Raw genomic sequence first — 13,890 nt, 5'->3', positions numbered from 1 at the left:
CCGTCCGCCGCCCGGTGGCTGTCAGGCCACGGCCGGCGTGGCGGTGAGCAGCTTGCCCATCGCGGCCAGCACGGACGGTTCGACGCGGTAGTAGACCCAGGTGCCGCGCCGCTCGGAGGTGAGCAGCCCGGCCTCCTTGAGCTTCTTCAGGTGGTGGGAGACGGTCGGCTGGGAGACGCCGACGTCGGAGATGTCGCACACGCACGCCTCGCCGCCCTCGTGCGAGGCCACGGCGGAGAACAACCGCAGGCGCACCGGGTCGCCGAGCGCCTTGAACATCTTCGCGGCCCGCTCGGCCTCTTCGGCGCTGATCGGGCGCTCGGTCAGCGGCGGACAGCACGGCGCCACACTCTCGGCCTCGAGGAGCGGCAGCACCTTCGCATTCGACATACGTCTATGTTGGCACACATCGAACCAGCCGGGCGGGCATCGGCGGCGTCCGAGGCGCGCGGCCGGGAGGCGTGCGGTGCGGGCGGCGTCCCGGCCGGCACCTCGCGGTGAGCCGGAGGGCGGGGAACGCCGCCGCTCCGGTCCCGTGAAGGCCGGGCCCGGCACCGTCGCGGCGTCGGTACCGGTGCGCGGCGTCGAGGGGACCGCCGAGGCCGGCGGGGTGGGGCGGCCCGGGGCGGCCCGGGGCGGTGACCGGTGGCCAGGATGATCGCGTCGGCCTCCTCCCGGTTCCCGTCCGCCCGGAGCGCCTCCGTCCCCTCGGGGCCGGTGAACGCCGGCCGCCGGTCCGGCGCGCCCCGGGCCGGGGCGGTGCGGTGGCGGCCGTCGTCGACGGCGGGCCGTGGCGGGATCTCCCGCGCCAGGCGGCCGGCCGGTGCGGCGTCCGGGCCGGTGCGCTTCATCCGGAAGCGCAGCCCCCGGCCGGGCAAGGCGTGGGCGGTGGCGGGTCCGGACCGGTCGCCGCCGATCGCCACGACATCGACGTGCTCCATCAAAGACCCCATAGATTCGATGAATGTCTATGTTGACGATTGTCAATGCAGGTGCCACGCTGGACCGCACAAGCCATCGACAAGCGTCGAAATATGCTGGGAGTCGCCGTGAACACGCCCGCCGCCGAGCTGCCCGTCGTCGTCATCGGAGCCGGACCCACCGGCCTGGCCGCCGCCGCCCACCTGGCCGGCCGCGGCATCGAACCCCTGGTCCTGGAAGCCGGACCGACCGCCGGTGCGGCGGTGCGCGAGTGGGCGCACGTCAAGCTGTTCTCCACCTGGGGCGAGGTGGTCGACCCGGCCGCCGAAAAGCTCCTCGCCCCCACCGGCTGGACGCGGCCCGACCCGGCGACCCACCCCACCGGCGGCGACTGGGCCGAGCGGTACCTCCAGCCGCTCGCCGACGTCCTGGGCGAACGGGTGCGCACCGGCGCCCGCGTCAGCGGTGTCTCCCGCGCGGGACGGGACCGGATCGTCGACGCCGACCGCGAAGCACAGCCCTTCGTCGTCCACGTCACCCGCGCGGACGGCCGGGAGGAGCGCCTGTTCGCCCGCGCCGTGATCGACGCCTCCGGCACCTGGACCGTCCCCGGCCCGGCCGGCGGCAGCGGTCTGCCCGCCCTCGGCGAGCGCGCGGCCGCCGAGAGGATCACCTACCGCGTTCCGGACCTGAAGGACCCGGCCGTCCGGGCCCGGTACGCGGGCAGGCGCACCGCCGTCATCGGTTCCGGTGCCTCCGCCTTCACCGCGCTCGCCCACCTCGCCGACCTCGCCAAGGCCGACGACGGGGAGGGTACGCGGGCGGTGTGGATCCTGCGCCGCGGCATCTCCGGCTCCACCTTCGGCGGCGGCACCGCCGACCAGCTCCCCGCCCGCGGCGCCCTGGGGCTGGCGGCGAAGGCCGCCGTCGACGACGGCCACGCGGACGCGGTCACCGGCTTCCGCATCGAGGCGATCGAGCGGGACGGCGACGGCCGCCTGGTCCTGGTCGGCGAGGACGGCCGCCGCCCGGAACCGGTGGACGAGGCCATCGTGCTGACCGGCTTCCGCCCCGATCTGTCCTTCCTCTCCGAGATCCGCCTCGGTCTGGACGAACGCCTCCAGGCCCCGGCCGCCCTCGCACCGCTGATCGACCCCAACCAGCACTCCTGCGGCACCGTCCATCCCCACGGCCACCGCGAGCTGGCCCACCCCGAGCGGGGCGTCTACCTGGTCGGCATGAAGTCCTACGGCCGCGCCCCCACCTTCCTGGCGATGACCGGCTACGAGCAGGTCCGCTCCGTCGCCGCCGCCATCGCGGGCGACCTGGAGGCCGCCGACGAGGTCGAACTCACCCTGCCCGAGACGGGCGTATGCGGCGGCACCGGCCTCTTCGACGTCCCCGAGGCGGACCAGGCCGACGGCGGCGGCTGCCGCGCCCCGGCGCCCCGGCTCGGCGCCCCGGCCACCGCCTCACCGGCCGCCGAGGCGCCGGCGGGTGGCTGCTGCGGCCCGTGACCGGCCTCGACGACCCATGGCGGCGGGGCCGCGACCGGAACGGGGGGCCGGTCGCGGGCGGGAAGGCGCCGGTACGCTGACCGCCGCTGCAGCACCCGCTCGCTTTGTGCCGGTGGAGCCTGTCACGGCCTGCGGCGGTGGGGCGTTCTCCGACGTGAGGACGGAGGACAGGTGCTGACAGCGGGCCGCTGCCGGACGCACGAGGTGATCGGGCGTGGCGCCATGGGGGAGGTCCGGCGGGCCCATGACGAGAAGCCCGGCCGGCCGGTGGCCCTGAAGGTGCTTCTCACCCGACAGCGCGACGCCACTGCCACCGCCCGTTTCCGCCTGGAGGCGCGGACCGCCGGCCGCCTCGGCCATCCGCACGTGGTCGGCGTCCTGGACCTCGACGAGCACGAAGGCCGATTGTTCCTGGTGATGGAACCGGTCGAGGGCGGCAGCCTGGCCCAACCCCTCGCCACTTCCGGTCCGCTGCCGGCCCCGCGCGTGGCCGGCATCGCCGCTCAGGCAGCCTCCGGGCCTGCCGCCGCTCACCGGCAGGGCATCGCGCACCGGGACATCAAGCCCGCCAACCTCCTGCCGGACGCCGACGGCACCGTGAAAACAGGGGACTTCGGCATCACCCGCTTCCTCGACGATCCGGCAGCCGCCCTCACCACGACCGGCCGGACCGTCGGCACCAGCCGCCACCCCGCCCCCGAACGCGCGCTGGGCCGGCCGGCGCAGGCAGCCTCCGACGTGTACGCCCTGGGCTGCGTGCTCTACCAACTCCTGACCCAACGCCCGCCCTTCGGGCCGACACCGCACTCGCGCTGCTCCATCAGCACCTCGATGCCGTCCCGGTGCCGCCCCGGCAGCTCGGAATCGGCGTTCCACCTCCTGTGGAGGACCACCTGCTGGGCATGCCGGCCAAGCGGCCCGACGAGCGCCCCACCGCGCAGGAAGCGGCGAACTGGCCGCGTTCCGGCGCCTGGTGCGGGGATGCCCAGCCGCTGCCGCCGGAAGCGCCGTGGCGTAGCCGGCAGCCCGGGCACGCCACCGAGCTCCCGTCCCGCACCGGACCTGCCGCCACCGCTGCGCACATCGCCCGGAGCGCGGCGGTCCCAGCGGAGGGCACACGGCGGAACGCCGCGGCGCACCGTGCCTCCGCCGGGCCCAAGGGGACGGTCACCGGCTCGCTCCAGCCGGTCCGCCCGTACGGAAGGGAGGCCCGGACGACGGCGGCGACCGGCACAGGCGCCGTCCTGCCCGTCTGCGGCACCACCGTCGAAACCCGGGAAACGTACCCGCTGTTCCGGCCCGCACTCCTGCCGAACCGCGGTCCGGCGTCAGGCCGTCCGGCGGCCTGACGGGCCGTCTCGCGGATGGGCGCGGCCATGGTCGGAAGCGCTGTTTGACCCGCTGCAGGCGGGCACACGGTGGATACGGCGTCGATCTTGACGCAATCCTTGTCCCCCGGGGTGCCCCAGGGGTTTCCATGATCAGAAAGGTGCCTCTTCATGAGCGCTGTGAATCCGGTCGGCAACGCAGGCCACCACACGGGCACCGATACGGCCGCTCACCGGCCGCGCCGGCTGTCGACCGAGACGAAGGCCGCTTCCAGGACCACCGAGTTCTTCGCCTACCTCGCCGCGGTCGTCGCGGTGCTGATCGCCTCCATGGTCGTGGGAGGCGACGAGGGCCACGCCGACTACTTCCGGGCCGACAAGGCGTGGCTGTACATCGTGATCCTCACCGTCGGCTACATGATCAGCCGGGGCCTGGCCAAGTCCGGCAGCCGCGACCCCTACGACGAGTCCCGCTGAGCACCCCTCGCCATGTGATCCGCGGGGCCGGGAACGCGGCCGTGGGAACGGGCTGCACAGGTCGCGTCGACCGTGCTCCGGCCGTTGTACGGGTGGAGGCCCGGCCCGGCGCCCGATGCGGAAGGCGCCCGCCGCTCCGAGAGCGCGGGCGCCTTCCGCATCAGGCGTCCCGTCGGGGGCGAAGCGCCGCAAGCGTGGAGCCCGGCGCGGTCGGCTCACACCGGTGGCTGCGGGTGGTACTGGATGCCGTGCCGCACCGCCCGCGCGCGCTCCGCCGACGCCAGCCGGGCAACCAGGTGAAGAGCCATGTCGATACCGGCCGAGACCCCCGCGGAGGTGACCACGTCACCGTCGTCGACGAACCGCTCGTCGGGCCGCACGTCGATCGTCGGGTCCAACTCCGTGAGCCGGTCCAACGACGCCCAGTGCGTGGTCGCCGGCCGTCCCGCCAGCAACCCGGCCGCTGCGAAGACCAGCGAGCCGGTGCACACACTCGTCATCAGGGGAACCGATCGCCGCTGGGACCGGACCCACTCCAAGTGCTCGTCGTCGTCGAGCTGGGGACGGGTCCCCCGGCCACCGGGATGCAGCAGCACATCCAGCCCGGGCATGTCGGCCACCGAATGGTGCGCTTCGATGGTGAGCCCCTTCGCGCAGGTCACGGGCTTGCCGTCGGCGGAGAAGCAGAACACCTGCCAACCGTCCTGGGCGAAGTTGCGCGTCCAGTACGACAGGACCTCCCACGGGCCGATGGCATCGAGCTCCTCGACTCCCGGGAACAGCAGGATTCCGATCCTTCGCACGCCTTCGTCGGTCATGCCGCGATCCAAGCAGACCCGCTCTCGCTCGGCCACGGAGTTTCCACCCGTCCCGGAAGGGACATCCTCGCGGTCGACGCCGCCGACCGGCAGGTAATCCAGGACGCACACCCGTACGCGGTACTCCACCGCCCCCGCGCCGCCGTGCCACCGGTGAGGAGGGGTGTATCGAGGGGCGCGCGATCCCCGCCTCGGACGGCCGCCCGCGGGAGGGACGGCGAGCAAGCCGCCTTCGTCCGGGGCGGGGCGGACGCCGTTCCCCCATACTGGGTAGACTGACCTACCTAATAAGAGGGGGAGAACGCGATGAGCGAGACCGAAACGCCGGCGGAGCGCCCCAGGAGGCGGGGAGCCGCGCGGGAGCGGTTGCTGGCCGCCGCGGCGCGCCGCTTCTACGCGGACGGCGTGGCGGCCACCGGGATCGACACGATCACCGCCGACGCGGGCGTGGCGAAGATGAGCCTCTACAACAACTTCTCCTCCAAGGCCGACCTGGTGAGGGCTTACCTCGACGCGCGGCACGAGGAGTGGCTGGGCCTGTACCGGCGGCGACTGCGAGGGGTGCGGGACGGCCGCGGAGGTGTGCTGGCCGTCTTCGACGCGTACGCCGACCACGCCGCCGCCGCCCACGAGTACGGTTTCCGGGGCTGCGGCCTGCTGAATGCGGCCGCCGAGCTGCCCGCCGGAGACGAGGGCCGAGCCGTGGTGCGCCGGCACAAGGAGGAGGTCGAGTCCCTGCTCGCCGGGCACCTTCAGGAGCTGCTGCCCGGGCGGCCCGAGGAGGCGCGCGTGATGGCGGAGCAGCTGTCGTTCCTGCTGGAAGGCGCGATGGCACGCGCCGGCCTGGAAGGTACGGGTACGCGTCTGGAGCACGCCCGGGCGATGGCGGCCGACCTCCTGGACCGGCTGTGACGCGGCCCGCCGGACGCGCGGCCGGCTCGACGGGTGCGGGAGCGGTGTGCGTGCTGCTGGCATCGGTGCTGTGGGGCACCACCGGCACCGCCGCGACGTTCGCCCCCGAGGTGGGGCCGCTCGCGATCGGGGCCGTCGCCATGGGCGTGGGCGGACTGCTCCAGGCGCTGGTCGCCGCCTCCCGCATCCGCCGGGAGGCTCCTCGGCTGCGTGCGCAGAGGGGGGTCGTACTGCTCGGCGCCCTGTCGGTGGGGGCCTATCCGCTGGCGTTCTACTCCTCCATGCACCTGGCCGGGGTCGCCGCCGGCACGGTGGTGTCGATCGGCTCGGCCCCGCTCGCCTCGACCCTGATCGAGCGCGTCGTCGACGGCCGCCGCCTGACGCGCCGCTGGATGGCGGGAGCCGCCCTGGGCCTGTCCGGGACGGTGCTGCTGTGCGCGGCCGAAGCCGGCGGCGCCCGCTCCGGTCCCGGTGCCCGCTCCGCGGGGGAGACCGTGCTCGGAGTGGGACTCGGCCTGGTCGCCGGGCTCACCTACGCCTTGTACTCCTGGGCGGCCCACCGCCTGATCGACCGCGGCGTCACCTCCGGCGCGGCCATGGGAACCGTCTTCGGCATCGGTGGACTGCTGCTGATGCCGGTGCTGCTGGCCACCGGCGCCCCGCTCCTCGCCTCCTGGTCCAATGCGGCTGTCGGCGCCTACATGGCCGTGGTGCCCATGTTCACCGGCTACGTCCTGTTCGGCTGGGGCCTCGCGCACGTCCCGGCGAGTACCGCCACCACCCTCTCCCTGCTGGAACCCGCCGTCGCGGCCGTCCTGGCCGTACTCGTCGTCGGTGAACGCCTGCCCCTTCCGGGGTGGGCCGGCATCGCCTTGGTCGTCGGCTGCCTGGCCGTGCTCACCACGCCGACCCGTACGGGACGTCGACCGCGTGCGGTCACGACGGACCGGATCACCGACGCGGAGGGGCCCGGCGAGGCCGATCCCGGCCGCGGTCCGGAGAAGGCGGTCGCCGGGTGAGCCGCACCGCCGTGCGCGATGCCCGGACCCGGCCCCGTACCGCGTAGAGGCGGTTCGCTGCGGCCGATCGGGGCGGGGGTCAGCTCTGTCGTGCCCGGGCGGCCAGGTGGTGGGCACGGCTGCCGTTGGCGTACCTCACCCATGTCTTCGCGGTGGAAGGCGCAGCCCGGACAGCCGCCGTCCCCCCAGCCGTGCGACGACCCCCTGCTCCGGGTGTCCCAACACCGGACCGGCGGGGGGACGATGACCGGCGACGGCAGCGGGCCGGGGTGCCCGACGGCGTTTGTCACCGTTGCGTCGCGAAGCGGACGCGGTGAGCAACCGAAGCCGCCGGGCGGCGGTCTAGCACATGGGGAGCCCACCACGGGCGATCTTCCGCTCGCTTCGACCGCTTCCGAGGGAAAGGCTGGCAGGCCATGGGGGACACGCGCAGACGGGGAGCCGTCGCACTCGGGGTCACCGCACTGGTGGCACCGCTCACGCTCGCGCTCGGGGCCGCACCGGCCCAGGCCGCGAGCTGCACCACGCAGACGGGCCCGTACCAGAAGAAGGTGGAGAAGTTCCTCGGCCGCCCGGTCGACGGCAAGCAGTCCACCGCCGACTGCAAGGCGATCCGCGCCTTCCAGACCAAGCACGGCATCAAGCCCGACATCGGCTACGCGGGCCCCGTCACCTGGGGCGTGATGGATCTGATGCAGAAGCAGAAGGCCGTCGGGAAGAACCCGAACAAGTCGGGCAAGTGCCCGGTCAACAAGGGCCGTATAGCCTGCGTGGACCTCACCCTCCAGCTGAGCTGGGTCCAGGACGGCAAGAAGCTGGTCTACGGGCCCGTGCCGGTCCGCACCGGCCGCAACGGCCACGAGACCCGCACCGGCCTGAAGAAGATCTACTGGCGCAACATCGATCACCACTCGACCATCTACGACGTGCCGATGCCCTACAGCCAGTTCTTCGACGGCGGCCAGGCCTTCCACTCGGCCGGCGTCAGCATGTGGAACCCGCCGGGCTCGCACGGCTGCGTCAACATGACGAAGACCGACGCCAAGAAGTACTGGTCGCTGCTGAGGAAGGGCGACGACGTCTACGTGTACGGCCGCAAGCCGGGCACCTGACGGTGACGGTCCCCCGGTTCGCGTGGCTGCGGCCCGTCTGCGAAGTCCGGGGTGTCCAGCCTGTCCCGCCCTGCCGGGCGCAGCCGTACGCGGCGACGCCCGGCAGGGCACGGCGGGGCCGCGATCCACGCGTTCACGGACGGCGGGAGGCGGGGGATCCCCACCGCGGTCACCTCGAACGCCCCTGGCGTGATGCGGCCGAACCGCTCGAGGACGTCGTCACGGGCCACCGGCGGCTCGTCGGCCGACGTCCGAGAGGAGAAGACCCGTACGGCCGTTGAGGGGGCTGCACCAGGTCTCCCTCCGAGGCGGGCCGCGTCGCCGGGTGCTCCCGTTCCCGGGCCGCCGCCCAAGTGCCGACGGACGACCATCCGTCGACAGCTTCCTGCTCCGTTTCCGGTTCCCGGAGCGTGCGCGACGTCGCCGCCTCACGCTCCCGCCGGATCCTTGAGCGCGTCCAGCAATGTGCGCAGTGCGGGCTGTTCCAGAGCGCTCTCCCGGACTGCGGCATGAATGGTCCTGACCGGTTCGGGGTGCCGGACCCGGCGGATGACGACGCCGGGATGGCGGGCGCTCAGTCCCAGACGGGGGATGAGGCTGACGCCGAGACCGGCGGCGACGAATCCCTGAGCTGTGGCGTAGTCCTGCGACGTGGCCGCGAAGTCCGGGCTGAAGCCCGCCGCGGCGCAGGCGTCGATGACGGGGGCGAGGCAGGGGCCGGGGGGTTCGCTGCCGACCCAGGGTTCGCCGGCGAGCTCGGCCAGCTCGACCACCTGCCGGGAGGCGAGCGGGTGTCCGGCGGGCAGCACCGCGTGGTACGCGTCGTCGAGAAGGCGCACCGTGCGGATGCCGGGGTGGTGTGCGCCGGCCGGTCCTCCGACGACGACGGCCAGGTCGGCGTCGCCCCGGTGCAGCTCCGTGAGCGCGTCGTCCGGGTCGGCGAGCTTGGGGTCGATCGCCACCCCCGGGTGCTCGCGGCGGACCCTGGCGAGGGCCGGCGCCAGCAGGGTCGGGCCGACCGAGGCGAAGTAACGCAGGGCCAGCCTGCCCGCGCGCCCCGCGCGCAAGTCGGCCAGCGCGGTCTCGGCCTCGGCGAGACGCTCGCTGATGACGGCCGCGTATCGGGTCAGCAGCAGGCCGGCCGCCGTGGGCCTCACGCCCCGGCCGGCCCGTTCCAGCAGCGCGATTCCTGCCTCCTTCTCCAGTGCCGACACCTGCTGGCTGATGGCGGAGGGGGTGTATCCCAGGTGCGCCGCCGCCGCCGTGACGGAGCCACTGGTGATCACGGCACGCAGCACCTGCATGCGTCTGACATCAAGCATGTAGCGCAACTTAACGGAAGTGCATGATTTTTTTCTTGTCCTTCAGAAAAGACTGCGGCACCGTTCATCAGGGCTCATCAAGGAGGTGCCGGTGAACGGTTTCATCGACAGAAGCCGGGCGTGGGCACGGTTCGGCGTGCTCGCCCTTCTGTGGGGATCGACCTTCCTCTGGATCGAGTTGGCGCTGGACGCGCTGACTCCGGTGCAGGTGACCTGCAGCCGGTGCGTGCTCGGGGCGCTCACGCTGCTCGCCGCCTGCCTGGGGTCGGGCCGGAGGCTGCCGCGCAGCCGGGCGGTCTGGGGCCGCATCGTCGTGGCCGCCTTCTTCTGCAACGCCCTGCCGTTCGCCATGTTCAGCGTCGGCCAGCAGAGCATCGACTCGGGGGTCGCCGGCGTACTGAACGCGACGACTCCGCTGTGGTCACTGCTGATCGGCGTGGTCACGGGGGCCGAGCGCGGCCTGCGGCCGTCCCGGCTCGGCGGGCTCCTGCTCGGGTTCGCCGGAGTGGTGCTGATCTTCGCACCGTGGCGGGCGGCGGAACCGGGCGGCTGGGGGGCCCTCGCCGTTGTCGTCGCCGCGGGCAGCTACGCGGTCGGCTTCACGTTCATGAGCCACTTCCTGGTCGGAAAGGGGATCCCCACCATCTCGCTGTCCGCGGCACAGCTCGTGGCGGCGACCGCCCTCACCGTGCCCACCCTGCCGACCGGCGGCCTCAGGCCGATCGACATCGGTCCGGGAACGCTGATCGCGGTCGTGATCCTGGGCGTCGTCGCCACCGGCGCCACGTTCCACCTCACCTACCGGAACATCGCAGCCGAAGGCGCCACCGACACGGCCACCGTCGGCTACCTGCTGCCGGTGGTCTCGGTGGCACTGGGGGTCATCGTGCTGGACGAGGACTTCGGCCTGCGCAGCGCCGTCGGCATGGCGGTCGTGCTCGCCGGCGTCGGCCTGACCCGCCGACAGAGCCGGTCCCCGGCGCAGGCACGAGCGAAAACCACCGGCGGCCGCACCGGGCGCAACGGCCTTCCACGACACGGCCTTCCACGACACGAACGGGACGTACGACAGTGACAGCGCTGACAGTGACCACGACGTCCGTCGCATCGCTGCCCACCGAGTGGGTCGTGATCGGCGTCGCCCAGGGCCCCGAGGGGCCCGTGCCGGTGCCCGGACCGGGAACGATCGACGCCTTCGGCGACGAGATCCCCCGGCTCCTCGCCGGTCTCGGGGCGACCGGCGCTCAAGGGGAGACGGTCGCGTTTCCCGCACCCACCGGTATCGGGCCCGATCTGGTCCTCGCGGTCGGCCTCGGTGCCGTCGCGGGCCGCGGTGGCTACGGCCCAGAGGCGCTGCGGCGGGCCGCCGGAGTGGCCACCCGGACCCTGTTGGGCGCGGACACGGTCGCCCTGGCCCTGCCGGCCGGCACCGCCGAGGCCGTCGAAGCGGTGGCGCTGGGTGTCCTGCTCGGCGGCTACTCCTTCACCGCCTACCGGACCACCACCCGGAAGGCGCCGGTTCGCACCGTGACCATGGTCGTGGACCCCGGTTGTCTCACGCCCGCGCAGGCCGCCGTACGGCACGCCCAAGTGCTCGGACGGGAACTGAACCGAGCCCGCGACCTGGTCAACACGCCGGCCAACGACCTGTATCCGGAGAGCTTCGCCGCCACCGTGGCCACGGTCGGCCGGGAACACGGCCTGGCGGTCGACGTGCTCGACGAGGACGCACTCGCCGCAGGCGGCTACGGCGGCATCCTCGGTGTCGGACAGGGGTCGGTCCGGCCACCGCGGCTGGTGCGCATCGCGCACACCCATCCCGGGGCCACGACGACTCTTGCCTTCGTCGGCAAGGGCATCACCTACGACTCGGGCGGCATCTCACTGAAACCCGTCGGCGCCAACGAGATCATGAAGCGCGACATGGCTGGTGCGGCGGCCGTGTTCGCCGCGGTACTGGCCGCCGCCCGGCTGGCCCTCCCCGTCAATGTCACCGGCTGGCTCGCGCTGGCCGAGAACATGCCGTCCGGCTCCGCACTGCGCCCCGGTGACGTGCTGCGGATGTACGGCGGCCGGACCGTCGAGGTGCTCAACACCGACGCCGAGGGACGCCTGGTGCTGGCCGACGCCCTCGTGCGGGCGGCCGAGGAACGGCCGGACGCGATCGTGGACGTGGCCACCCTGACCGCCGCGACCCGGTTCGGTCTGGGGGACCACGTCTTCGCCGTGATGGCCGACGACGACGCCTTCCGTGACCAAGTGCTGGCCGCCGCCCGGGAGGCCGGCGAGCAGGCATGGCCCATGCCGCTGCCGCCGGAACTACGCCGCAGCCTGGACTCACGGGTGGCGGACATCGCCAACTACGGCGAGCGGATGGGCGGCGGTCTGGTGGCCGGCCTGTTCCTGCGGGAGTTCGTGCCGGCCGGTGTTCCCTGGGCCCACCTGGACATCGCCGGACCGGCCTTCAACGAAGGCGAACCGTACGGCTACACACCCGGTGGCGGTACCGGATGCGCGGTGCGCACCCTGGTGCGGCTCGCCCGGAACGCGTCAGCCGGCGAAGGACCTGTGCGCCGCTTCCCGGCACCCACCGCTGACACGGGCGGCCGGACGGAGGACCGGTGAGAGTCCTCTATCAAGTCGACGCGTTCACCCGCACCCCGTTCGGCGGCAACCCGGCCGGAGTGGTGCTGGCGGCCGACGGACTGTCGGACCGTCAGATGCTGGCCGTGGCGCGGGAGCTCGGCAACTCCGAGACCGCCTTCGTCCTGGCCGCCGACGGCCCCGACCACGATGTGCGCATCCGGTTCTTCACGCCGACGACGGAGGTCCCGACCTGCGGACACGCCACGGTGGCAGCCCACTTCGCCAGAGCCGTCGAGTACGGGCTGCCCTCCGGCTCGCTGGTGCAGAAGACCGGCACCGGACTGCGGCAGCGCGTGCGGATCCACCGCGACGGCGACCGGCTGCGGATCGGCATGCACCAGGGGGCAGCCCTCTTCGGACCCGAACTGGACGGTCCTCGAACCGGTCGGTTGCTGCACGCCTTGGGTGCCGCGCCCCGGGACCTGGCGGACAGCGGCCCGGTGCAGATCGTCTCCACGGGACACGCCAAGGTGCTGGTCGAACTGCGCGACCGCGCCACCGTGGACGGACTGCGGCCGGACCCGGCAGCCTTGACGGCTCTGAGCCGCGACCTCGACACCGACGGGTTCTTCGTCTTCACCCGGGCCACCGGCGAGGAGCACCTGCTGACCTGGTCCCGGATGTTCGCGCCGGCGATCGGGATCCCCGAGGACCCGGTCACGGGCAACGGGCACGGTCCCCTCGGGGCTTATCTGCTGCGGCACGGCCTGGTCCGCGCTCCCGCGGGCCGGCTGTCGTTCACCGGGCGGCAGGGAGCGGCCATGGGACGGCCCGGAGACGTCCAAGTCCGCGCCGAGACGGGTGCCGACGGCGAGATCCTCGTATCGATCACCGGTACGGCAGCGACGGCGTTCCGGGCGGAGCTGCCCTTGTGAGGGGGGCCCGGCCGGATGCCGCCCGCCCGGCCCGCGGGAAGGGACCGCGGGGGAGTACGCCGACCGCCCGGCTGCGTCGATGCCCCCGGAGCCGGTGACACCACTCCTGGGCCGCGCGTCCGGCGGGGGACCGGTCATGCCGGTCCCAGAGGCCGGGTGCCCCGTTGCGGGGCCGCGAAGAAGGTGATGGGCCTGCCTGCCGGAGACCGCCGTGACCGGGCCCCGGGCCCTGTGCACCCGTCCGCGGCCGGGACGACGGCGCCGACGGGCCGACCGGGGCGTCCCGCGGCCGGACGCGGCCCTCGCCGGGCGGGCCGGGGCTGCGGTAGCCGGAGCCGGTCGCTGTGACCACCGTTTTCGCGCGGCGCACGGTGCCTGCGGTGTCGGTGGGCAGCTTGGATTCGCCGACGGGGTCGGCGGAAACGGCGGCGCCGAGCGTTCCGGCCCGGGCCCGCGTGGCGGATGCCTACGGCTTCTCCGGCGCGATCTCGGCGATCAGGTCCTCGACCCGGGTCCTGATCTCGTCGCGGATCGGGCGGACGGCCTCGACGCCCTGGCCGGCGGGGTCCTCGACCTTCCAGTCGAGGTAGCGCTTGCCGGGGAAGACGGGGCAGGTGTCACCGCAGCCCATGGTGATGCAGACGTCCGACTCCTTCACCGCGTCGACGGTGAGGAGCTTCGGCGTCTCCTCGGAGATGTCGATGCCGACCTCGGCCATGGCCTCGACGGCGGCCGGGTTGACGGCGGTGCCCGGATGGGAGCCGGCCGAGCGGACTTCGACACGGTCTCCGGCCAGGTGGGTCAGCCACGCGGCGGCCATCTGGGAGCGGCCGGCGTTGTGGACGCAGACGAACAGGACGGACGGCTTGTCGGCCATGGTGGTCGTTCTCTTTCGCCGCATGGCGGGAACCAGCCGCCAATGACTTCAGCCCCTGCTGGTATC

13 protein-coding genes are annotated in these 13,890 nt (G+C 73.4%); 9 read left to right on the top strand and 4 right to left on the bottom strand.

Features of this window, described 5'->3' with window-relative positions; all coding sequences use genetic code 11:
- Positions 1–21 precede the first annotated feature (21 nt).
- Positions 22–390, bottom strand: coding sequence for an ArsR/SmtB family transcription factor (locus ACSU6Z_RS00850; protein WP_437041856.1), 369 nt, complete (start codon positions 388–390; stop codon positions 22–24).
- A gap of 659 nt (positions 391–1,049) precedes the next feature.
- On the opposite strand from ACSU6Z_RS00850, the gene ACSU6Z_RS00845 reads away from it, so the two are divergent.
- The 3 genes from ACSU6Z_RS00845 (at position 1,050) to ACSU6Z_RS00835 (ending at position 4,243) form a co-directional block, all read left to right on the top strand.
- A complete protein-coding gene (locus ACSU6Z_RS00845; RefSeq protein WP_437050127.1) occupies positions 1,050–2,438 on the top strand; it encodes an NAD(P)-binding domain-containing protein in 1,389 nt (462 codons plus the stop codon).
- A gap of 222 nt (positions 2,439–2,660) precedes the next feature.
- The gene (locus ACSU6Z_RS00840) at positions 2,661–3,878 is read left to right on the top strand and encodes a protein kinase domain-containing protein (RefSeq protein ID WP_437050125.1); all 1,218 of its coding nucleotides are present in this window, start codon (positions 2,661–2,663) and stop codon (positions 3,876–3,878) included.
- Between the two features lie 59 nt (positions 3,879–3,937).
- Entirely contained in the window at positions 3,938–4,243 is a 306-nt protein-coding gene (locus tag ACSU6Z_RS00835; RefSeq protein ID WP_437041855.1) for a hypothetical protein, read from the top strand.
- A 215-nt stretch (positions 4,244–4,458) separates the two neighbouring features.
- Here ACSU6Z_RS00835 and ACSU6Z_RS00830 read toward each other — a convergent pair whose 3' ends face one another.
- A complete protein-coding gene (locus ACSU6Z_RS00830; RefSeq protein ID WP_437041853.1) occupies positions 4,459–5,061 on the bottom strand; it encodes a DJ-1/PfpI family protein in 603 nt (200 codons plus the stop codon).
- A 306-nt stretch (positions 5,062–5,367) separates the two neighbouring features.
- On the opposite strand from ACSU6Z_RS00830, the gene ACSU6Z_RS00825 reads away from it, so the two are divergent.
- From ACSU6Z_RS00825 to ACSU6Z_RS00815, 3 genes are all read left to right on the top strand, one after another.
- Positions 5,368–5,973: a TetR/AcrR family transcriptional regulator gene (locus ACSU6Z_RS00825; RefSeq protein ID WP_437041851.1), complete on the top strand. Its 606-nt coding sequence runs from the start codon at positions 5,368–5,370 to the stop codon at positions 5,971–5,973.
- A 50-nt stretch (positions 5,974–6,023) separates the two neighbouring features.
- On the top strand, positions 6,024–6,992 hold the full coding sequence (locus ACSU6Z_RS00820; protein WP_437041848.1) for a DMT family transporter: 969 nt from the start codon (positions 6,024–6,026) through the stop codon (positions 6,990–6,992).
- Between the two features lie 416 nt (positions 6,993–7,408).
- Positions 7,409–8,104, top strand: a complete 696-nt coding sequence (locus ACSU6Z_RS00815; protein ID WP_437041847.1) for a L,D-transpeptidase family protein — start codon at positions 7,409–7,411, stop codon at positions 8,102–8,104.
- Positions 8,105–8,532: 428 nt separating this feature from the next.
- On the opposite strand, the gene ACSU6Z_RS00810 is transcribed toward ACSU6Z_RS00815, so the two are convergent.
- Complete coding sequence (locus ACSU6Z_RS00810; RefSeq protein WP_437041845.1) at positions 8,533–9,426, bottom strand: LysR family transcriptional regulator; 894 nt, start codon at positions 9,424–9,426, stop codon at positions 8,533–8,535.
- Between the two features lie 91 nt (positions 9,427–9,517).
- Here ACSU6Z_RS00810 and ACSU6Z_RS00805 point away from each other — a divergent pair, with 91 nt between their 5' ends.
- From ACSU6Z_RS00805 to ACSU6Z_RS00795, 3 genes are read left to right on the top strand one after another with little or no spacing between them, the layout of a single operon-like run.
- Positions 9,518–10,501 (top strand): DMT family transporter, encoded by a 984-nt coding sequence (locus ACSU6Z_RS00805; RefSeq protein WP_437041843.1) that lies wholly within the window; start codon positions 9,518–9,520, stop codon positions 10,499–10,501.
- Complete coding sequence (locus ACSU6Z_RS00800) at positions 10,498–12,051, top strand: leucyl aminopeptidase (RefSeq protein WP_437041841.1); 1,554 nt, start codon at positions 10,498–10,500, stop codon at positions 12,049–12,051. Before ACSU6Z_RS00805 ends, ACSU6Z_RS00800 begins: the two co-directional genes overlap by 4 nt.
- Positions 12,048–12,947: a PhzF family phenazine biosynthesis isomerase gene (locus ACSU6Z_RS00795; protein WP_437041840.1), complete on the top strand. Its 900-nt coding sequence runs from the start codon at positions 12,048–12,050 to the stop codon at positions 12,945–12,947. The genes ACSU6Z_RS00800 and ACSU6Z_RS00795 overlap by 4 nt, the downstream gene beginning before the upstream one ends.
- Positions 12,948–13,413: 466 nt before the next feature.
- Here ACSU6Z_RS00795 and ACSU6Z_RS00790 read toward each other — a convergent pair whose 3' ends face one another.
- Entirely contained in the window at positions 13,414–13,824 is a 411-nt protein-coding gene (locus ACSU6Z_RS00790; protein ID WP_437041838.1) for an arsenate reductase ArsC, read from the bottom strand.
- Positions 13,825–13,890: the final 66 nt, after the last annotated feature.

The organism is Streptomyces sp. enrichment culture (assembly GCF_964273145.1).
In the GTDB taxonomy this organism is placed as follows: Bacteria; Actinomycetota; Actinomycetes; order Streptomycetales; family Streptomycetaceae; genus Streptomyces.
Note: the sequence above shows the minus strand (reverse complement) of the source record. Positions and strands in the feature narration are given on the sequence as shown.

Coding starts and splice junctions, on each gene's coding strand:
- ACSU6Z_RS00810 (WP_437041845.1), bottom strand. CDS start 9,426: ATGCTTGATGTCAGACGCATGCAGGTGCTGCGTGCCGTGATCACCAGT.
- ACSU6Z_RS00790 (WP_437041838.1), bottom strand. CDS start 13,824: ATGGCCGACAAGCCGTCCGTCCTGTTCGTCTGCGTCCACAACGCCGGC.
- ACSU6Z_RS00835 (WP_437041855.1), top strand. CDS start 3,938: ATGAGCGCTGTGAATCCGGTCGGCAACGCAGGCCACCACACGGGCACC.
- ACSU6Z_RS00825 (WP_437041851.1), top strand. CDS start 5,368: ATGAGCGAGACCGAAACGCCGGCGGAGCGCCCCAGGAGGCGGGGAGCC.
- ACSU6Z_RS00815 (WP_437041847.1), top strand. CDS start 7,409: ATGGGGGACACGCGCAGACGGGGAGCCGTCGCACTCGGGGTCACCGCA.
- ACSU6Z_RS00840 (WP_437050125.1), top strand. CDS start 2,661: ATGGGGGAGGTCCGGCGGGCCCATGACGAGAAGCCCGGCCGGCCGGTG.
- ACSU6Z_RS00830 (WP_437041853.1), bottom strand. CDS start 5,061: ATGACCGACGAAGGCGTGCGAAGGATCGGAATCCTGCTGTTCCCGGGA.
- ACSU6Z_RS00850 (WP_437041856.1), bottom strand. CDS start 390: ATGTCGAATGCGAAGGTGCTGCCGCTCCTCGAGGCCGAGAGTGTGGCG.